This is a genomic window from Akkermansia sp. NBRC 115031 (genome assembly GCF_030268505.1).
Lineage (GTDB): Bacteria > Verrucomicrobiota > Verrucomicrobiia > Verrucomicrobiales > Akkermansiaceae > Akkermansia > Akkermansia massiliensis.
In genome coordinates this window covers 148,786-168,479 of record NZ_BSQU01000003.1, presented here as the reverse complement: position 1 = coordinate 168,479, position 19,694 = coordinate 148,786, and the positions used below count along the sequence as shown (strand labels likewise).

Here is a 19,694-nt window from a genome sequence, read left to right as displayed (position 1 = left end):
GTCAGATCAATGCCTCCAGTTTCAGGATTTCATCACGGTTGCCGTAGTCACGCCTCCGGCATTCCTCAGACAGGCTTTCCAGGCGCGCGTCATCCTTCAGCAGCCGGAACAGGGCCAGCGCGGCGCCTTCCTCGTCATTGGGGATGATGATTCCGTCCACGCCGTCTTCCAGATGCCCGGCGGAGGTCGGAAAGTTTGTAATGGCTACGGGCCGTCCCAATATCTGCGCCTCCCTCACCGCCACGGCCTTTCCCTCATACCGGGACGGCTGCACATACAGCCCGCAGGCGGCCATGTACGGGTAGGGGTTGGCCTTTTTTCCCAGAATGACCACGTGTTCCCGCATGCCGCAGGCGGCAATTTCACGGCGCAGGGACATTTCATCCCCGTAGCCGATGAGGTACCAGCGCAGTTTTTCCATCCCCATTGCCACCAGGCGCGCGGCCAGCCTGACGGCGCGGTCCATCCCCTTGGCATGGGAGAACCTTCCCACGGTGCACAGGGACGGGGCCCCCTCCATCACGGCGGAAACGTCTTCCAGAGCGGCCTGTTCCCTCACCGCTTCCGGGGAAACGATGTTCTGCATCTCCACCAGCTTATCCTCCAGTTCCGGAAAGCGGGACAGGAAGCCCCTCCCGGCCTGGGGGGAAATGGAGATGATGCGGTCATAGCTGCGCCACACCGGCAATTCACGCTCCACATTGATTCCGATGGAGGAGTAGTCCGTATGAATCCAGGCTATTTTCCTGCGGGCCAGCACCTTGTCCCGGACGATGCGGTGGGGCGTCAGGAAGCTGATGGCCAAGTCATACACGCCCAGCTTTTTCAGGGAAGGAAGAAACGGGGAGACGGCGGCGGCGGCATCGTCAAAGACGGCGTAGTTTTCACGGCCTTCCAGCCGTTTTCCAAAACGGGCGGAACGCCGCTTGGCCCACAGGCGCGCGGCGGCAATGCCCAGCCTCCCTTCCTTCAGGATGTCCTTTACCGGACGGGACAGCGCACGGTAGGAGGGAAGTTCCGGCAGAAGGTTCACTTTATCCGGAATCAGCGGCATCAGCTCTCCGGAATGGCGGTAAACGAACAGGTCCACCTGGAAACGGGAGGCGTCCAGCGCATCCAGCAGCCCCAGAAGAGCGCGTTCCGCGCCCCCCAGCTCCATGTATTGAATGGCTATGAATATACGTTTCATCTGCATGCCAGCGTGCGCATGTGGCCCATCAGCCCGCGGAAGGGGGACGTCCTGAACAGCACGAGTACGTCCAGGCCCAGCGGAATGACTACGGAAATAATGCCCCACATGAACAGGTTCGCCAGGGGGGAGGAAAAATAGGAACGGGCGCAGAGGGGATACGTCAGCGCATATCCCGCCGCCGCCAGCAGCAGGTACCATCCGTATGTGATGAAGTACCGCCTCAGGGGCTGGTGGAATACATGCCTGTACACCAGCCGGGGGAATTGCCAGACGCCGATGGAAAGAAGGCTGAGCGTCGCGGCCAGCAGCACGCCCGTAATCCCCCACCACTGCACCAGCGTGACGGAAAGCGCGACGTTGATCACGCCCTGGAGAAGCGGGGAGTACCGGTCCTGGTGGAAGATGCCCGCCTTGGTCTTGAACACCATGGCGGAACGCCTCATGCCCACCACGAAGAAGTTCAGGATGATGACGAACGAGCAGGCCCCGGAGAGCATGTATTCAGGCCCCAGCCACCAGACGATGAAGGGATTCAGCGTGTTCAGCAGAACGATGGAGGACACCCCTGAAATCAGGAAGTTAATCAGGAAAACCCTCTTGAAAATCTCGTACACATGCCCTCTGTCCTCACTGGCGATCAGGTTCCCCACGCTTTCCGCCATGCTGTTGATCACCTGCATGATGAAGGTGGAGATGGTTCCCACCACCAGCATGTAGTTGGAATAGAAGCCCACCGCCGCCAGCCCCACGAAGCTGGAAATGACGATGTTGCTGGTGGAATGCATGAAGTAGCCGCCCACGCTGTGCAGGAACAGGGCCTTGACGTTGACGACGATCTGGCTTTTCGTCACGGCGTCCAGGGCATGGGAGACCCTGCTCCTGACGTAGGGGTACAGGGCATCCACCTTGCGCACCATCGCCACGTTGAACCCCGCCAGGAACAGGGATTCCACCACCAGGTACAGCACGTAGTTGGCCGTATAGTACAGGATGGCCAGCTTGGACAGGTTCAGCCCCACCTGGTAGACGAAGTTGATGGTCCCCAGCCTGTAGTTCTTCTGGTCCGCATTGATGAGGGAGTTCTTGTATGCCGTCAGGTACGGAAGGATGGAGTTGAAGACAAAGATGAAATACACCAGCGTCAGGTAGTCCAGATGCCCCTCGTCCTTGATGAAGCAGCCCAGGAAGGGGTACAGGCACAGGCACAGGATGAACACGGCGGCGGCAATGATGCGGTACACCTTCCGGTAAAATTGCAGCAGGGCCAGAATCCGCGGCCGGTCGTTCTCCGCCAGCGGCTTGTAGAGGTGAAAAACCACGCTGGTTCCAAAGCCGGACTCCAGCAGCGTGACAGCGGCCAGGATGTTGGTCAGCAGGCCGTTGAGGCCCAGGTACTCCACCCCTATTTCATTGACGAACAGCTTGCGCGTCACAAAGCCCAGCAGGGTCATCGTGACCATCAGGCTGATGGTCACCAGAAAGTTCTTGCCGGAGTTCAGCGTTCTCACGCCTTACCCTCCTCCCCGTTGAGTTCCACGCTCAGCCGCAGGGCCATTCCCTGGGCGAACGGCATCAGGCTCCACACGTCGGAATACATGCCGATGCCCTTGGTATCCCCCTGGCACATGTCCAGCACGCCGTTGCGGCGCGTCACCCCCATCAGCGCCTTTTCCGCACGGAAGGCGGCTTTCAGAAAACGCTCCTCTCCGGAAATGCGGTAGGCGGCCAGCAGCAGAAGGCCCAGCAGGGCCGTTCCGGAAGATTCAAACACGGATTCCGGCCTGGCAACCATCCAGCCGAAGCCGCCGTTTTTCTTTTGCAGGGGCAGCAGTTCCTCCGCCAGCGCCAGAATGCGCCGGGCCATTCCAGCCGCCTCCGGCCTCCCGTGCCGAGCCATCAGGCGGTAAAGCTCACACAATCCCAGCGCGTACCAGCCCAGGCCCCGGGACCAGTCATACAGCCCCAGCGGGTAGCCGCGCTCCATTTCAAAGCCATGGGCGGGGAAGGAAGAACCCGGCAGCAGGGCCATGTCATATTCCTCCACCTGCTTCACCGCCAGGTTCCAGTATTCCCCTTTTCCCGTACGTGCCGCGCAGGCGGCCGCCAGCGGGCAGGCCAGCCCGATCGCATCCACGTAACGCACGCCGGGCTGCCTGCGCCTGTAGGCCAGCGTTCCCGCCCCCGTCCGCAGGGATTCCAGCAATGCGGCGGAAGCCTCCGCCACCTGGTCCGCCCCGCGGCATCCGGCCTCCAGCACGGCATAATCCAGCAGCAGCCGGTCCGCCTCCCACCGTTCCGGCTCCGGAACGGCCAGGCAATTCCTAACCAGTTCATGTTCCTCCAGACTGCGGCGCAGCTTTTCCTTCAATGCCTCATCCTTCCTGTCCGCGGCATAGGCGTGCAGACCCAGGAACAACCCAGCCGCCTGCCACCCCTGAATGGCGGCGTCCGCGTAGGTTCCCCGCGCCATCTCCCACAGGATGCGCCTGCCCTGGTCCCTTTTGGGAACGGCCGGCATGCGCCGCGTCCATGCCGCGGCCGTCCGGGCCAGGGCCTCCTGCCACGCGCGCCGGTCCTGCCAGCGCCCGATATGGAAACGCCCCGCCAGCGTCCCCAGGAATCGCCAGGCATCCACGCAAACCACGGCCAGAACCAGCAGGAGCAGGACGGACAAGATGGAAACGTACGCAATCATGACCGCTTCAACAGGGTTGAAAGTTCTTCCGGCAAACGCGCCAGGCGTTCCCGATACGCGGGGATTTTTTCCGCATAGGCGGCCTTCAGTCCGTCCTCCCTTTCCATCATCCGGACAAACGCCTTCCTCAACTCGCCAGGGTCATCCATCGCCTGCACGGGCAGCACGTGGCCGTCTTCCGTCCCAAACAAATCGCGGGCAATCCCCCTGGCCTTCACGGAATATCCTGCCACCAGCGTGGGAACGCCCGTGGAATAGGCGGCAATGGAGGCGTGGGTACGGGCGGCCACCAGGAAACGGCACCGGGAAATGCAGCCCTTCAATTCCTCACAGGGGGCGTCCCCAACCATAACGACGCGCCCCGTGTGCCGGAAACGCTCCCGCAACGCGCCCAGCGGCTTCCGGTCATCGTTGCCGGGCCACACCACATGGGGAATGAGGGCTACATTCATATCCGTAGCTTCCAGCAGGTATTCCACCAGCCGCACATAGTTTTCCATCACGGACCCGGCCCTTCCCTCATGGCCGATAATCAGGGGGCTGACGTTGATGCCGACCATGTTCCCTTCCTTCCAGCCCTCCGGCAAAGGCCCCTCCTTCACCGGAAGGGCAAACGCCGGGTCCGGGTACAGCACCGTGCGGAGGCACCCGCATTCCAACAGGGCGTCGCAGGTCAGGGTTTCCCTCGCCACAATCAGGTCAAAGGCCCGGAGGTCCTCCAGCATCCGCCCCTTCATATCCTTCCGTTCCAGGGAACACCCCCACAGGACGGTGGGCACGCCGGCGCGGCGCAGCAGGTCGTTCTGCAAATAAATATGCACGGGCTCCCCGTAGCAGTAATTGTCCCCGCCGCTGCACAGGGCCAGGTCCGCACCCTCCTTCACGATGCCGCCGAACGCGAGCCGGTCAAAGGCGTCACGGACGCCCAGCACGCGCCGCCGCAGCCACGCGCCCGCATACCCGGAGGAGCACCTCCGGATGGGCCGCTGTTCCGGCAGCACCCTCACCACTTGTTCCAGTCCATAACGCCTGTCTTCCCCGCACGCGGAGGAGAATAGAACACCCTGTCCGGGACGGAGCAGCAGCATCGTGGACCTGACAATCGCCTCGCAGCCGTGATTGCCGCTGCCTCCATGGGGATATAAAAGAATCTTATGCATGCCCATTCGATTTATTTTTTCCGGCACGCGCCCCTTCCATCAGCAGGAACAGGCAGAAGGGCCAGCGGTTGAATAAACACATGCTCATCCACCCGGGACAGTGGAACACCCCGGGATAAGCGCGCAGCAGGTTGTTTTCCGGCGTTCCCACAATGGTCCTCACCGCTTTCATGCGCTCCGCCAAGCCGTACCGGTCCCTGAAACGGTAGATTTCAAACAGGGCGTTGTACACCAGCCCCCACCAGCGGAAGGCCAGGTATTCCTCGATTGACGCCCCTTCCAGCCCCCTGGTATGGAAGTACTTCCGCTCCAGGCGGAACTGCCTGACAATCCAGATGAATTTTTCCGGGACAAAACGCGTGGACAGGGTGCCTTCCTCCGCCCGGCGGTAGAAGTATCCGGCCTTGTCCACCGTTCTCAAACGCCTGATGTATTTCAGGTACGCCATGTTGAACATCAGGTCCTCTCCATAGGAAACGTCCTCCGGAAAGCGTATGGAATGCCGGGACAGCAGAGTGCGGCGGTACAATTTCACCACCGGGCCAAAAAGCAGGAAGGAGCGGAACAGCCGTACCCAGGCTTCCTCCTCTCCGGGCCTGGCGTCCAGTTCCATGGGCTGCGGCACCGTCACTTCATCCTTTTTCCCGGCGCGGACGGAGCACAGCCCTTCCACCACCAGGTCGCAGGCGCCGTCCTCCACGGCGGAGACCAGTTCCTGAAGGTAGGAGGGGGTCACCCAGTCATCCCCGTCAATGAAACACAGCCAGCGGCCGTCCGTTTCCTTCATGCCGCGGTTCCTGGCGGCGGAAACCCCCATGTTCCTGTCCAGATGGATGACCCGGACGCGCTCGTCCCCGGAAGCCAGCCTGTCGCACAGCGGGCCGCTCCCGTCCGTGGAGCCGTCATCCACCAGGCAGACGTCAAAATCCGTGAAGGTCTGGTCCAGCACGGACCCCACGCATTTTTCAAGGAAACGCGCGGCGTTGAACACGGGAATAATGACGGATACGGAGGGCATGGCGGTTCAGCGCGTTTCTTCAAAAAGTTCTTTCACGGCATTCATCTGCCCATCCAGGTCAAACCGGCTCCCCCCGCGGAGCGCCCGCCCGCAATAGTCCCGGCGGTCCGCCTTTCCCGTCAGAATATCTTCCAGGGCGCGGTAAAGCCCCAGCAGGTGGTTTTCCGCAATCAACCCGAATTCCCCGTCCCCAAGCTGCTCCCGGACTCCGGAACACAACGTGGCCGCCACGGGCGTGCCGAGAATCAGGCTCTCGGAAATCACGGTGGAATACCCCTCGCTGCGGGAGGAACAGACCAGCCAGTCCGCCGCCTTCACGTAGGGATACGGATTTTCCAGTTGCCCCAGCAGGGATATCCTGCCCTGCAAGTTCCCCTCCGCAATCATGCGTTCCAGCGTCTTCCTTTCAGGCCCCTCCCCCAGAATCCAGAGATGGAAGGAGAAGCCCTCCTGAGCCAGATAGCGGCACGCCGTCACCAGCCGGTCAAATCCCTTCTGGCGCACGAGACGGCCGGAAGCGCAGAACAGGACGGCCCCTTCCGGACGTTCCGGAACGGATTTCCCCGCCTTTTCCCGGACGCGCGGAACGTCCACGGGGTTGTAAACCACCCGCGCATCCTGCAACGGACCGGCCAGGGCCAGCAGGGAGTCCCGGACATTCCGGGAGACGCAGGCCACCGTGTCAAAACGGCGGTAAACGGCCTTTTCCTCTTCCGCGTTCCGGTAGGCCGGCAGCGTCCAGTGGTTGGCGGCCAGGTCAATGTGGACCCAGGCCAGTTTCCGGCTTCCGGCATGGGGGGAGCCGGCGGCTATCCGCGTGGCGTAGCCTTCAATGAAGGCGGCCTCCACGTCATAGGTTCCGCGAATGAACAAGCGGTAGAAAACGGAAGGAGGGAAATGCCTGTAAACCAGCAATTTCAGACCGTTCCGGATTTTGACGAGCAGGCGCGCCCAGGGGCCGTCCTCCTCCCGGAGGGCGTCAAACAGAAAACGGACGGACACATTCCGGGGGTAGCCGGACGGGATGTCCTCCTTCCTGATGGAATAAACGACCACCTGCCACCGATTTCCGTTCCAGCGGTTCAGCAGGGTTTGCAGAATTTTTTCCGCACCGCCGCCGGACAGGCTGTTGACAAAAAACGCCACCTTCTTCATTTCATTTCCTCCAGCAAATGCTCCACCTTCCGCACGGCGCTTTCATAAGCAACCGCATCGCCGCCCCGGGCCGCCCTTTCCCTCCAATCTTCACAGGATTCCCTGCCGGAAAGGAAATCCTCCATGCCGCCGGCCAGCGCCTCATCATGATTTTCCACAATGCGCCCGAACTTTCCCATGCCAAGCTGTTCCCGCACGCCGGAACACTCCACGGCCAGAACAGGCAGGCCCAGCGCCAGCGCCTCCGTGACCACGGTGCTCATTCCCTCGCTGCGGGAGCTGCATACGAATACATCGGCAGTGGCCATCCACGGGTAGGGATTCTCCCGGAAGCCGGGCATCAGCACGGAGTCCGCCACTCCCAGAGCGGCGGCCTGGCCTTCCAGCTCCCGCCTCCGGCTCCCTTCCCCCAGAATCACCAGTTCCGCCTGCCAACCGCGCTCCTTCAAGCGGGCCAGCGCGGCAATCAGCCGGTCAAAGCCCTTCTGTTCTTCCAGACGCCCCACGGAAACAAAGCGGAAACACTTTTTTTCCGGCACTTCCTCCGCAGCGGAGGCTCCGGAACGCACGGCATCCCGATCCACCGGATTGTGCAGGACGACGGACCCGGCATGCGCTCCAAAGCGCCGTTCAAACGCTTCCCTGACGGTTTGCGACACATGCGCCACGGTTTGAAAACGGGCGTAAGCCTTCCTTTCCTCCTCCAGCGACCGGAACACCGGCCCCTGCGTCCAGGGCCGGGCCTCCAGGTCCACATGGACCCACGCCAGCCTCCGGGCCTTCCCTTCCGGAGCGGCTGCAAGAAGGCGCGTGGGAAACCCTTCCGTAAAAGCCGCCTCCACATCGTAATCCCCGGCAATGCACCACTTGTAAATCCAGCCCGCAGGCAGAAAACGGTACACCAGAGCGTACTTGAGCCGGTAGAGCCAGCCCCGGCCGCCCACGATGGTGCGGTAATGCGCGTATTTTCCTACTTCCTCCCGGTACGGACCGCAGTCCACCACCGTGCACACCGTCACGTCAAAACGCTCCCGGTCCAGGCCGCGCACCAGCCCGGAGAGAACTTTCTCCGCCCCTCCCCCGGACAGGGATTCCACCAGGAACAGGACTTTCAGACGGGAACGCGGCATAAGACGGGCTTCTGAAACGAATTATTTTCCCGCGCACGGGGAGGAGGTGTCCAGGCTTCTGTACACGGCATACCCGCGGGAAGAGCGGCCATGGGGCTCCACGTCGCACAGGACGATGCCCATGCGCTTCAGCTCTCCGTTTTTCCAGATCTTCTGCAATCCGGCCAAATCACGCTTCTTCACGCAGCCGGCCCGCATGACGTACAGCGTGACGTCGGCCAGCCGGGCGACGATGCGCGCATCCGCCAGGGAGGAGTAGGGAACGCAGTCCATGAAGATGAAATCATACTGCTCCTTCACTTCCTCCATCAGCTTCCTGATGCGGTCATGCAGCAAAAGCCGGGAGGGATGGTCCGGCACGGTTCCCGCAAACAGGTAATCCAGGTGGTCGGAAACGGGGGATTGTTCCACCAGGGAACGCCAGCCGCCTTCCCCGGCCTGCTCCAGGTCTCCCAGGCCCGGCTTTCCGGCTCCGCCCAGCAGGGCGCTGAGCGCCCCTTTTCTTAAATCCATATCCATCAGCAGCACCTTCTTTCCGGCCACGGCCAGGGAAAGGGCCAGGTTCACGGAAAGATAGGTTTTCCCCTCCCCGGAACAGGTGGACGTAATCAGGACGCTGAGGGGGTTCCCCCCGTTCCCGTCGGAAAGGGCCACCATGCGTTCCGCCAGCAGGGGGAAGCATTCGGACAGCTCGGAAGGTTCTTCCAGATTCACCACGATTTCCTGGTTCTTCAGCTTCCGCGGCTTGCGCGGCAGTTCCCCGTACACGGGAATGGAGGTCAGGGTTTCTATTTCCTTCCGGCGCTTCACGCTGGAATCCAGCATGGCCGCGACCACGCACAGGAACACGGGAATGGCCATCCCGGCCAGAAATCCCACCATCAGAATCTTGGGAACGTTCGGCTCCAGCGGACCGTTGCCGCCCCGCACGCCGTCCACCATCCGCGCGTTGTCTTCCGTGGCGGCCAGGGCCAGGGAATTTTCCTCCCTCTTGTTCAGCAGGAGAACGTACAGGGATTCCCGGACGCGCTGCTCGCGTTCAATGTGGTTGACGGCCCTTTCCCTGCTGGAAACATTCCTGATATGCTCCCGCGTCTGCTCATGCTGGTCCTGCACGTTCTTCTTCTTGACCAGCAGGGACGTATAGTAGTTATTCACGGAACGCTTCAACGCATCCTTCAGGGAGTTCAAATTGGCCTCCAATTCGCGGATAATCGGATTATTGTCCCCGGCATTCACCTTCAGGCTCGTCCTTTTCAGCAGGGTGTCATTAAAAACGCTGATCTGGTCCCGGATGCCCATGTCCGCTATCTTTGAATTGATGGGGACCAGCCTGGCGTCATGCTCGGCCTCCTGCTCCAGGTAATCTTTCAGGTATTCTATGGACTTGATTTCAAGCTCCAGCTCTCTCAAATCCTTCTTGTCATTGAGGCTGTTCTCATATTCCTCCGTGAGGGCCGTGGACAGGTCCGTCAGAACGTCCGTCTCCTTTTTCAGATCTTCAATGGCGAGGTCATTTTTCTTCATTTCCTCACTGATGACGTCCAGGCGATCTCCGATGAACTCGTTCGTCTTCGTGCCGCGCTTGTTCTTTTCCTCCAGGGACGCCTCATTGTAAAAATGGACGATGCTGTACAGAATATCCTCCGCCTTCACCGGATTATTGCAGCGCATGGAAATGTTGATCAAATCATTCTTTCCGCTCGCCTTTCTGACGGTCAGGCCGCTTCCCAGCCCCATCGCCGCATTCTTCACGGAAGTTCTCCTGACAATCACGGGAACGTTCAGGCTGCTTTCGTCAAACTTGGGAGTTTTCTCCACGATGAAGGCCTGGGAGTCAAACCGGATTTCCTTGCCGAAGACGCCCGTCTCATGCCCGTGATGATCCTTCTCATCCTTTTCCAAGCGGAATTCCGTTCCGGAAACGGGAATCACCAGGAACCGGGCGTCAGCCGTTTTTCCCTCCTGCGTAAACTGCACCGCAATAGGGGAGTCCTGATAAATTTCCACCTTCCGGAACCCGTTCTTCTTCCAGTAGGTGACGTCCAGCTTCAAATTCCGGACTACCGTTTTCAGCAGGGAATGGGAGGAAAGCAGGAAAATCTCATTGTCCAGATTGGTGGCGCCCGTGTTGACTATTCCGTTGGTGGAGGCCAGCACCGTGGCGGCCACGGATTCCCTGGGGTAATCATCCTTGATGAGGATGGTGGTGGCCTTTCCGTACACCTGGGGCTGCCGCGCCGCGTACAGATAGGCCAGGGGCAGGCAAATGCAAAGGGAAAGCACGCACCAGTACCATTTCCGGACAATCCGGCCCATGATGGCCCTGGGGCTGGGAAGCAGGGATACCGGTGCGGCGCCGCCGGCATCCAGGGATTCCTTCTTGGGGGAGAGGTCTTTCATGGGATTAAATGCAAAAGGCCAGAATGACCATGGCAATGGAAGTGCCGGAAATCAGGTAGGGATAAATCTGGAGCTGTTCGCTACGCGTGTTCACCTTCCTGTCCGACGGAGTGACGTAAATGACGTCATTCTGCTGGATGTAGTAGTAAGGGGAATGGAACAGGTCGCTGTTCCGCAGGTCCACCTTGGACGCAATGCGCTCTCCCTGTGATTCCCGGATAACGTAAATGTCACGGTTGCCGTCCATGTTCAGGTCTCCGGCCTTGCTCAGCGCTTCCAGCAGCGTCAGGCGTTCCCCCTTGATTTCATAATTGCCCGGCTTGGACACTTCCCCGAGCACGGAGAATTTGAAGTTCATCAGGCGCACGCTGACGGCGGGGTCCTTGATGTACCCTTCCCTGATGATTTCACTTTCAATGTCGTTCGCCAGCTGGGTGCAGGTTTTGCCCACGGCCTTGATTCTCCCCAGAACGGGGAACACGATGTCGCCGTCCGTGTTCACGAAGTACCCGCGCTCGTCATCCCTGGGGCTGGAAACGCTGCCGCTGTCCTTGTTGAACATTTGCGCGAGCGTGGGGTTCTTGCTGCTGACGGAAATGAACAGGCGGTCATCCTTTTTGATGACTATCTTATATTCCTTCCCGATGGACGCTTTCTGGTCCAGCACTAGGTTCTGGACGTAATTGACTTCTTCAGGCTTGACGCAGGCGGGAAGCGCGCACGCCAGGGCGGCGGCCACCAGCAGGCGGCTCCACAGGGAGGGATGGCGGAACAGATGTAGGTATTTCATTGGATGATTAAGCAGAGGTTAGATGGTAAGGGGTTTCTTCAAGTCCAGGTAGTCGTACTTAGCGTAGGGAGAGTTGTTGCTCTTGTATTCGGGTATCAATTGCTTCATGGCGCGGATGGTATCCTCCAGATGGTGGGCTTCCGCATGCCGCACCAGCTCTTCAAAGGCTTCCTTCAGCTCGGACATGTCATATTTCCGGGTCTGGAAAATGCGGATGCGCTGGTGGGAGGTTTCCAGCGTATGTTCATAGTCCGCCAGAAGTTCTTCATAAAGTTTTTCGCCGGGGCGCAGTCCGGTGAAGACGATGCGGATATCCTTCAGCGGAGAGAGCCCTGCCAGGCGAATCATTTTTTTAGCCAGCTCCACGATTCTGACCTGTTCCCCCATGTCGAAGACGAAAATCTCCCCGCCCTGCCCCATGGCGTTCGCTTGCAGAATCAGGCGGCAGGCTTCCGGAATGGTCATGAAATAGCGGATCATTTCAGGATGGGTGACCGTAACGGGCCCTCCCTTCCTGATCTGCTCCTTGAACAGGGGAATAACGGAGCCCGCGCTTCCCAGCACATTGCCGAACCTCGTGGTAATGAATACGGTGGCTCCTTTTCCGCTCTTTTTCAGCAGGGCTTCCCCCAGGCTCTGCACGTACATTTCAGCCAGCCGCTTGGTAGCGCCCATGACGCTGGTGGGGTTCACCGCCTTGTCCGTGGAGACCATGACGAAACGCTGCACCCCGTACTTGACGGCCAGGGAGGCCAGATGCATGGCCCCCTTCACGTTATTGACCACGGCCGTGCACGGGTTCTCCTCCATCAGCGGAACATGCTTGTAGGCGGCCGCATGGAAAATCACATCCGGCCGGTACAGCTTCATGCTTTCCTCCAGCTGGCGGCGGTGGCAGACATTGGTGATGGAAGTGGCAACGGGAACGTGGGGATATGATTTTTCCACCTCCTGGCGCACCAGCCACAGCGGCGTTTCCGCGTGGTCCAGCAGAACGATCCGGCGCGGGGAAAACCGGCACAGCTGCCTGACCAGTTCGCTTCCTATGGAACCGGCCGCGCCCGTCACCATCACCACCCTGCCCTTGATGCCGCCGGAGATTTTTTCCATGTCGATGCTGATTTCCTCCCGCTCCATCAGGTCTTCAATCTGCACTTCATCCACGGCCACGCCGGAATATTCGTGAAACGACTGGAACAGGTCGTGGGAAATCATCAGTTCAATCCCCTTTTCCAGGCAGACGTCCGCCAGCTTCTTATCTCCCAGCAAATCGTCCTTCCCCACAAAAATGACTCCCGACGCCTGGAACACATTCAAGGCCGTCTCCACCTCCGCGGCCTCCTTGATCAACCGTATCGGAATCTCCTTGATTTCCTTGCCGTCCGCCTCCGGAGCGGAAGTCAGGATGCCCACCACTTCATATTCCTCACTTTTCAGGCTTCTGATAAGGGAGGCTTTCAGGAGGCAGGCGTCCAGCTTGCCCACCAGCGCAATCCTCTTGCGTCCGGTCGTCGTGAGAGAGGAAACGGATTCGCTGGAATTGAGGTGTTCCAGCCATCTTCTCCCGCCGATGCACGCCATGCGGCACCCGATCAGGACCAGGAAGGTGATGACGAAATTGAAAATGGCGCAAACGACATGCCCCTTGTAATACGCGGGCCAGAGAAGAATGTTAAAGAGGCACAGCAGCATGCTGGCCAGCAGGATGGCCGCCATCAGCTTCTGCAAGTCCTTCATGGTCGTGAACCGGACTAGGGTCTTGTAAACGCCGGACCGCCAGAGCATGGTGCCCGTGACAGCGAGATCGAAGAGAAGGGCTACCCCCATGTGCTTGTCCACCCAGTCACCCTTGTAAATCCATTCCCCGTAATAGCAGGCCAGCAGCGTGACCAGGGAGGAAAGCCCCAAATCCAGCAGGAAGATGAATTTCCCGCTGGCATTCAGCAGATAATGCCGGGCGTAATAGAGGAATTTTGAAATCTGGCTATGAGTCTCGGTCATAAGAGCGAACATTAAAGATTCAACAAGACGTCAATGATGCGGTCCACGTCCTCCCCGGCCAGGGAAGCGCCCGAAGGCAGGCACAGGCCCTGTTCAAACAGGCGGTCCGATACGCCGGAGCCATAAAACGGGCAGGAGCGGAACACGGGCTGCAAATGCATGGGCTTCCAGAGAGGGCGGCTTTCCACCCCGGCCTTCTGGAGCGCCAGCCGCAGCGTTTCCCGGTCAAACCGGGCCTCCTCCGGATTGACCTGAACGCAGGTCAGCCAGTGGTTGGAATGGTAGCGGGAATCCGGATTTTCCAGCAGGGACAGCCCCGGCACGCCGGAAAGCCGGCGGCGGTATTCTTCATGGATGCCGCGCCTTTTTTCCAGGAAGGAGGGGAGGGAAAGCATCTGCCCGCGGCCTATGCCCGCGCACACGTTGCTGAGGCGGTAATTGTAGCCTATGTGCGTGTGTTCATAATGCGGCGCCTGGTCCCTGGCCTGGGTGGCGTAAAACTTGACCCTGTTCCGGGATTCCTCATCCGGACAGCACAGGGCGCCCCCGCCGGAGGTGGTGATGATCTTGTTTCCGTTAAAGGAAAAGGCCCCGTACGTGCCGAACACCCCGCACTTCCGCCCCCGGTATTCGGAACCCAGCGCTTCCGCGGCGTCTTCCAGCACGGGAATGCCGTATTTCCCGGCAATCTCCATGATCTCCCCCATGCTGGCGGGCATGCCGTAGAGGTCCACCGGAATGATGGCTTTGGGGGTGCGGCCCGTCTGCCTGATGCGGTCCCGGATGGCTTCCTCCAGCATCTCCGGAGACATGTTCCACGTCTTTTCCTCACTGTCCACAAACACCGGGGAAGCCCCCTGGTAAATGATGGGATTGGCGGAAGCGGCAAAGGTCATGGACTGGCAGAGGACTTCATCCCCCGGCCCCACTCCCAGCATCACCAGCCCCAGATGAAGGGCGGAAGTGCCGGACGCCAGGGCCACCACATGCGTTTCCCCCAGGTATTCCTCCAGTTCCCGTTCAAAAGCGTCCACGTTCGGCCCCACCGTCGTCACCCACTTTGATTCAAAGGCTTCATGCACGAACCTTTCCTCCGCCTCCCCCGTGCAGGCGAGGGAGAGCCAGACGGTGGATTTCTTCTCCGGCGCAGGGGACGGCTTCTTTTTCAGCACGGCGGGACAGCCCGCATAAGTGCCTCCCACCAGCGCATCCCGGACCAGGGTGGAATTGGCGCCCAGGACGACGTTTTCCTTCACCGTGCGGCACGGGAGCACCACGGACGCGGCCCCCAGGAAATTGGCATTACCCAGCGTCACGCCTCCGGACACCTTGCAGCCGTTGGCCACGACGTTCCAGTTTCCCAGCGTCACGTCATGGCCGATCAGGGAACCGCAGCTGAACAGGTTGAAATCCCCCATGTCCACATGGCAGCTGAAGATGTGGCCGAAGCTGATGACATTCCCCTTCCCCATGGCCACCCGGCCGCGGTCATAAAACTTCACATCAGGGGCGATGATATTGGGAAAATCCAGCAGGGGATTATCCAACAGGCCGGAAATGCGTTCCAAAGCCCGTGGCGAAGCAATCGCGATCACGACGGAAAGAGGCTCCTTCCAGGCATTCAGGTCTTCCACCGTGCCCAGCACGCGGCCGTACTCGTTTTCCGTTCCGGCGGCCACCCCGTCATCAAAGAAACCTATCAAATTCCAGGAGGGGGACTCTCCGTTGATTGCGCGGAGGCAGCAGGCCGTTTCCCTGCCGAATCCCCCGACGCCGATGATTGCTATATTCTTCTTCATTTTCCGGAACCCGTGAATTTTTCCATGGTGGCGCTTCCCTCAGCGCTGATGCCCTGGCGCTGGACCACCTTCGCCAGCGTTAACAGAATGATGCGCGCATCCAGCAACAAGCTCAGATGGTCCACATACCAGACGTCCAGTTCAAACTTGCGGTCCCAGCCGATGGAGTTGCGCCCGTTGACCTGGGCCCAGCCCGTAATGCCGGGCCTCACGTCATGGCGGCGCGCCTGCTCCGCACTGTACAGGGTCAGGTATTCCGGCAGCAGCGGGCGCGGACCGATAAAGCTCATCTGCCCCGCCAGCACATTGAACAGCTGGGGCAGTTCATCCAGGGACAGGGAGCGCACCAGCCGCCCCGCGCGCGTCAGCCGCCGTTCGTCCGGCAGCAGTTCTCCCCGGGCATCCTTTTCATCCGTCATCGTCTTGAATTTGACGATGCGGAACAACTTGCCGTGGCGGCCGGGCCGCGTCTGGCGGAAAAACGGCGTGCCGCGGTTGGCGGCGGCCAGAAGCGCCGCCAGCGCCAGGAACGGAACCAGCAGCACCGCCAGCACAATCAGGGCGGCGGAAAAATCCAGCACCCTCTTGACGCAATTACCGTAAATCATGCCGACGCCCTCCCGTAAAAATGGAGCAATGCTTCCCACACCATCCGGCAGCTGAAACGGCTTTTCACCTGTTCCGCCGCTTCCGCGCCCATCCTCCCGCGCCGTTCCGGGTCGTCCCGCATGGCCGCCATGGCCTGCCGGAGAGCCTCTTCATCCCGTGCCGGAACCAGCAGGCCGTTCACGCCGTCTTTCACAATCTCATTGCACCCGCATATATCCGTGGCAATGGAGGGCAGTTCCATGGCACCCGCCTGCAGCAGCGAATTGGGAAATCCCTCCCGGTAGCTGGGCAGCACGAACGCGTCCGCGGCTTCCAGCCAGGGCCGGATATCCTCCTGAAAACCGGGGCGGAACACGCCGGGCACGTCCAGCTTGTCTCCGGCGTAATCCTCCGTCCATCCCACCAGAGCCAGAAAAACGGGAGTACGCCCGGTCTCTGCGCGCAGGGCGGAAAACGCGGCAAGCAGCTCACGGATGCCCTTGTCTTCCGTAATGCGCCCCACAAAAACAAACAGCATGGCATCTTCCGGCAGTTCCAGACGTTTCCTCACTTCCTCCCGGCAGCCGGAACGGCGGAAATAATCAGGATCAACGCCGTTGACGTTCCCGTGGGCCAGGATTTCCAGGGGCTTGCCCGTCACCTTCTCCGCCATCAAGAGCTGCCGGACGCCCTCCCCCTCCGGAATAACGTGGGTGGCAAACAGGCAGGTCAGGCGGTCCATTTGCTTGAGCAGGAACTTGAAGGCCCCCTTCCGGTAGGGAAAAATCAGGCCGGTGAAGGTATGGACGCGGACCGGAACGCGGGCAAGAGCCGCCGCCGCCATGCTCAGCAGTCCGGCCTTGGGGGTCACGGAATGCACTCCCCACGGGCGTTCCCTGCGGAACAGCAGGAACAGGCGCCACAGGCTTTTCAAATCCTTCCACAGGGAAATGGCCCGTTCCATCTCCAGCTCCACGGTTTCCACGCCTTCGCGGCGGCGGATGCGCGCATGCTCCGCTCCGGGGGAAGCCACGGCAAGAACGTCAAAAAACCCGTTCAGGTAATTCAACTGGCCCTTGAGCAGCAGGTCCAGCGAGATAGGGGACGCCGCAACCCGGATGAGCTTCCTTTTCATGCGTTGTAAATATTCATGTAAAAGGTGAAGGCGTAAACCACCGGGATAAAGCAGGCCAGTTTCTTTTCCTGGTCCGCCCAGAACCTCTGCTTGAAAAAGGGATAGATGAAGACAAAGCCCATCAGGAACCAGGAAAGCTGGGCGAACCTGTTGCTGAACGCCGCGTACATGCAGAGAATCCAGAACGCATTGGCCGCAATGTAGATGTTCAGCAGCCACGTATACATCACGTCCCGGTATTCCTCCCGGAACAGGAAGTAACAGCCCGTCACAATGGGGAGCGCGCTGTAAATCAGGAAATCCCAGCGGAAACCCACGCTGCTGAACAATGCGGAGGAAGCCTTCAATTCATCCGCCTGGTTGATGTAAAGGGTCAGGCGCGGATCATCGAAAAAGCCGGAGGAGGCGATCATCTCCCCGATGGCGGGACCGGCCAGAATGACGGCCAGGATGCTCCCTACCCACGCCGCCACGTAATACCGCGTATCCGTGATAAACCAGGCGCAGGCTCCCGCGGCGGCCAGCAGCATCATGGACTTGTGCAGGCTGACGGCGAGCACGGTGCAAAGGAGAAGCATTTTAAGGTTGCTGCGGAAGGTGAGGCCCAGAATCATCACGGAGGCGGCCATGCCGTTGCGGACGCCGTTGACCCCGTATACCCAGAAGGTGAACATGGCGCACGTAATCAGGAAGGGAATGAACCACCGGGCTCCGAAAATCCTGTAGCTGGCCAGGGCCAGCGCTCCCACGTATACCGCGGAACAGGTCAGGAAATAATCGTGCACATTGCCGTGCTGCACCCACGCATGCAGAATGACGGCAAACAGCCATTCCCCCTTCATGCCCGTCAACTGGGCTTTCCAGTTGCCCGCCTCTCCCTGCTGAAGCGTCTGGAATTCCGCGGCGTAATTGATGGTATCTCCAAACTCTGCGCTGACGGGACGCGCGCCCATGTACATGATCAGGGCGACGACGAATAAAAAGCCGGCCAGGCTGTCCAGCCTGGCGGTGGAAGCGGAAAAGATTCCTCCCGTTCCCGCCTGATAAACCGCACCAAGGATTAAAAAAAGAATGGTCCAGTTAAACAATGCAGTGTATGAGGAAATGGGAATAAAATCGAAACACATGCCAAGGCAAAAACGGGCGCGGCCGGACATTAGCGGATTACCAGTCCGTTTGAAAATAGAGGCCCGGAAAAGCTGGCAAATTCAGCCTCTTAGGCAGGGGAGGAAAAACGGCTTTTCCGTTGGGATAAAAATCCAGAAACTCCTTAAAGTTTATATTGTCAGAATCTTCGATTGACAGCGGACTGGTAATCCGGTTTAATATTTGGCCCTCAAAAAACGATTTTTCTTTCCCTTTATCATTATATATTGAATATGAAGAAAATAGCAAATGACTCTAACTATACGATAATGTAGAAAACAGCTTTTCGGCATTGTTTGACGCGCCCGGATGCCCTATCGTTTCCTCCGGTCCGGGCCATGTCCCCTGCTTCCGTTCCGGCAGGCATCCTGTTCATGGCGGCGGAGCCTTTACGACCGCGCCCATGCACCACCCTGTTCAAACCATTCCGGAGGCTCCCCTCGTCAGCATCATCGTTCCCGTGTACAACCTGGAAACGTGCGTTTCCTCCTGCCTGGACAGCCTGCTGCGCCAGACCTGGTCACCGCTGGAAATCATCCTGGTCAATGACGGTTCCACGGACCGCACGGCGCACATTCTGAACGCCTATGCGGCGCGGCATCAGAACATCCGGGTCATCACCCGGGAGAACGCGGGGGTGGACGCCGCGCGCTACGCCGGCATGGACATGGCCGCGGGAGAGTATGTGATGTTCGTGGACGGGGACGACGCCATTTTTCCGGACAGCGTGGAAGCCATGGCTCAAATGGCCGTCCGGGAACGGGCGGACGTCGTCATCGGAGACTACGTCCGCCATCTGGACCGCTTCGGCCTCTTCCGCAGGAAGGACGGCCATATCCCGCACAGCCGGGTGGTGGAAAGGGAGGAATTCCTGTCCTCCTACCATTCCGGCTTCTTCGGCATGGACAGGCACGGCCTGTTCTACACCTACGGGAAAATGTGCATCAAGCTTTACAGAAGGGAATTCCTTCTGTCCAGCCGTCCCGCCCCCAGCGGGCTCAGGTACGCGGAAGACCAGCTGTTCAACCTTCAGGTATTCCCCAGGGCGGAACGAATCGCCGTGCTGGCAAAGGAGGTGTATATCTATAAATTCGGAGGGGTGACCGGGAACCTGTCCCTCTCCCTGTTTGACGACATGCTCCGCCTTCATTCCCTCAAGCTGACCCTGACGGACCGGGAAGACTGGAAAAAAAGCGAACTGGGGGCCTTCCTGAACAACGTGCGCAGCTTTCTGGCAACCCTGGCCGTCTCCGGAAAACTGAAGGCGGACGGCATGCCGCAGGCGCTTGAAAAACTGCACGCCAGCTCCATCTGGCGCCACGCGCTGGAAGCCCATCTCGCCCGTGACGACGCCTTCCTTTCCGCCATGCGCCGGAATGACGCCGCGGCGGCCTACGCGGAACTCAGCCGCCATACCTTCCTGAAAAAAATCGCCTACAGGCTGCGCCGGATCCTTCTGCGGCTGGTCCGCTGAATCTATTC

Annotated in this window: 15 protein-coding genes and 1 pseudogene; 1 reads left to right on the top strand and 15 read right to left on the bottom strand. The window is 59.8% G+C overall.

Annotated features, from left to right (window positions below):
• Position 1: 1 nt before the first annotated feature.
• From QSJ36_RS05575 to QSJ36_RS05510, 15 genes and pseudogenes are all read right to left on the bottom strand, one after another.
• A complete protein-coding gene (locus tag QSJ36_RS05575) occupies positions 2-1,189 on the bottom strand; it encodes a glycosyltransferase (RefSeq protein ID WP_285467569.1) in 1,188 nt (395 codons plus the stop codon).
• Complete coding sequence (locus QSJ36_RS05570; protein ID WP_285467567.1) at positions 1,186-2,700, bottom strand: hypothetical protein; 1,515 nt, start codon at positions 2,698-2,700, stop codon at positions 1,186-1,188. Before QSJ36_RS05570 ends, QSJ36_RS05575 begins: the two co-directional genes overlap by 4 nt.
• Positions 2,697-3,887 carry a glycoside hydrolase family 88 protein gene (locus QSJ36_RS05565; RefSeq protein WP_285467566.1) on the bottom strand — a complete coding sequence of 397 codons (1,191 nt, stop codon included), beginning with the start codon at positions 3,885-3,887 and terminating at the stop codon, positions 2,697-2,699. The genes QSJ36_RS05570 and QSJ36_RS05565 overlap by 4 nt, the downstream gene beginning before the upstream one ends.
• Complete coding sequence (locus QSJ36_RS05560; protein WP_180973700.1) at positions 3,884-5,047, bottom strand: polysaccharide pyruvyl transferase family protein; 1,164 nt, start codon at positions 5,045-5,047, stop codon at positions 3,884-3,886. The genes QSJ36_RS05565 and QSJ36_RS05560 overlap by 4 nt, the downstream gene beginning before the upstream one ends.
• Complete coding sequence (locus QSJ36_RS05555; protein WP_022396183.1) at positions 5,040-6,065, bottom strand: glycosyltransferase family 2 protein; 1,026 nt, start codon at positions 6,063-6,065, stop codon at positions 5,040-5,042. Before QSJ36_RS05555 ends, QSJ36_RS05560 begins: the two co-directional genes overlap by 8 nt.
• Before the next feature lie 6 nt (positions 6,066-6,071).
• Positions 6,072-7,220 (bottom strand): glycosyltransferase, encoded by a 1,149-nt coding sequence (locus QSJ36_RS05550; RefSeq protein WP_215443148.1) that lies wholly within the window; start codon positions 7,218-7,220, stop codon positions 6,072-6,074.
• Entirely contained in the window at positions 7,217-8,350 is a 1,134-nt protein-coding gene (locus tag QSJ36_RS05545) for a glycosyltransferase (protein WP_285467562.1), read from the bottom strand. The genes QSJ36_RS05550 and QSJ36_RS05545 overlap by 4 nt, the downstream gene beginning before the upstream one ends.
• Before the next feature lie 21 nt (positions 8,351-8,371).
• The gene (locus QSJ36_RS05540) at positions 8,372-10,753 is read right to left on the bottom strand and encodes a polysaccharide biosynthesis tyrosine autokinase (RefSeq protein WP_285467561.1); all 2,382 of its coding nucleotides are present in this window, start codon (positions 10,751-10,753) and stop codon (positions 8,372-8,374) included.
• A gap of 4 nt (positions 10,754-10,757) precedes the next feature.
• Positions 10,758-11,543 carry a polysaccharide biosynthesis/export family protein gene (locus QSJ36_RS05535; protein WP_022396187.1) on the bottom strand — a complete coding sequence of 262 codons (786 nt, stop codon included), beginning with the start codon at positions 11,541-11,543 and terminating at the stop codon, positions 10,758-10,760.
• Positions 11,544-11,561: 18 nt separating this feature from the next.
• Complete coding sequence (locus QSJ36_RS05530) at positions 11,562-13,544, bottom strand: nucleoside-diphosphate sugar epimerase/dehydratase (protein ID WP_180972969.1); 1,983 nt, start codon at positions 13,542-13,544, stop codon at positions 11,562-11,564.
• A gap of 11 nt (positions 13,545-13,555) precedes the next feature.
• A complete protein-coding gene (locus QSJ36_RS12815) occupies positions 13,556-14,713 on the bottom strand; it encodes an aminotransferase class I/II-fold pyridoxal phosphate-dependent enzyme (RefSeq protein WP_345783929.1) in 1,158 nt (385 codons plus the stop codon).
• Between the two features lie 399 nt (positions 14,714-15,112).
• Positions 15,113-15,343 (bottom strand): annotated as a pseudogene (locus QSJ36_RS12810) (serine acetyltransferase); the annotation flags it as partial.
• Positions 15,340-15,951 carry a sugar transferase gene (locus tag QSJ36_RS05520; RefSeq protein ID WP_285467559.1) on the bottom strand — a complete coding sequence of 204 codons (612 nt, stop codon included), beginning with the start codon at positions 15,949-15,951 and terminating at the stop codon, positions 15,340-15,342. The gene QSJ36_RS05520 and the pseudogene QSJ36_RS12810, both read right to left, overlap by 4 nt.
• Complete coding sequence (locus QSJ36_RS05515) at positions 15,948-17,066, bottom strand: glycosyltransferase family 4 protein (RefSeq protein WP_285467558.1); 1,119 nt, start codon at positions 17,064-17,066, stop codon at positions 15,948-15,950. The genes QSJ36_RS05520 and QSJ36_RS05515 overlap by 4 nt, the downstream gene beginning before the upstream one ends.
• Positions 17,063-18,154: an EpsG family protein gene (locus QSJ36_RS05510; protein ID WP_180971836.1), complete on the bottom strand. Its 1,092-nt coding sequence runs from the start codon at positions 18,152-18,154 to the stop codon at positions 17,063-17,065. Before QSJ36_RS05510 ends, QSJ36_RS05515 begins: the two co-directional genes overlap by 4 nt.
• A 461-nt stretch (positions 18,155-18,615) precedes the next feature.
• On the opposite strand from QSJ36_RS05510, the gene QSJ36_RS05505 reads away from it, so the two are divergent.
• Positions 18,616-19,686 (top strand): glycosyltransferase, encoded by a 1,071-nt coding sequence (locus QSJ36_RS05505; RefSeq protein ID WP_285467557.1) that lies wholly within the window; start codon positions 18,616-18,618, stop codon positions 19,684-19,686.
• The last annotated feature ends 8 nt before the right edge of the window (positions 19,687-19,694 follow it).

Coding starts and splice junctions, on each gene's coding strand:
- QSJ36_RS05575 (WP_285467569.1), bottom strand. CDS start 1,189: ATGAAACGTATATTCATAGCCATTCAATACATGGAGCTGGGGGGCGCG.
- QSJ36_RS05565 (WP_285467566.1), bottom strand. CDS start 3,887: ATGATTGCGTACGTTTCCATCTTGTCCGTCCTGCTCCTGCTGGTTCTG.
- QSJ36_RS05560 (WP_180973700.1), bottom strand. CDS start 5,047: ATGCATAAGATTCTTTTATATCCCCATGGAGGCAGCGGCAATCACGGC.
- QSJ36_RS05555 (WP_022396183.1), bottom strand. CDS start 6,065: ATGCCCTCCGTATCCGTCATTATTCCCGTGTTCAACGCCGCGCGTTTC.
- QSJ36_RS05550 (WP_215443148.1), bottom strand. CDS start 7,220: ATGAAGAAGGTGGCGTTTTTTGTCAACAGCCTGTCCGGCGGCGGTGCG.
- QSJ36_RS05545 (WP_285467562.1), bottom strand. CDS start 8,350: ATGCCGCGTTCCCGTCTGAAAGTCCTGTTCCTGGTGGAATCCCTGTCC.
- QSJ36_RS05540 (WP_285467561.1), bottom strand. CDS start 10,753: ATGAAAGACCTCTCCCCCAAGAAGGAATCCCTGGATGCCGGCGGCGCC.
- QSJ36_RS05535 (WP_022396187.1), bottom strand. CDS start 11,543: ATGAAATACCTACATCTGTTCCGCCATCCCTCCCTGTGGAGCCGCCTG.
- QSJ36_RS05530 (WP_180972969.1), bottom strand. CDS start 13,544: ATGACCGAGACTCATAGCCAGATTTCAAAATTCCTCTATTACGCCCGG.
- QSJ36_RS05520 (WP_285467559.1), bottom strand. CDS start 15,951: ATGATTTACGGTAATTGCGTCAAGAGGGTGCTGGATTTTTCCGCCGCC.
- QSJ36_RS05515 (WP_285467558.1), bottom strand. CDS start 17,066: ATGAAAAGGAAGCTCATCCGGGTTGCGGCGTCCCCTATCTCGCTGGAC.
- QSJ36_RS05505 (WP_285467557.1), top strand. CDS start 18,616: ATGCACCACCCTGTTCAAACCATTCCGGAGGCTCCCCTCGTCAGCATC.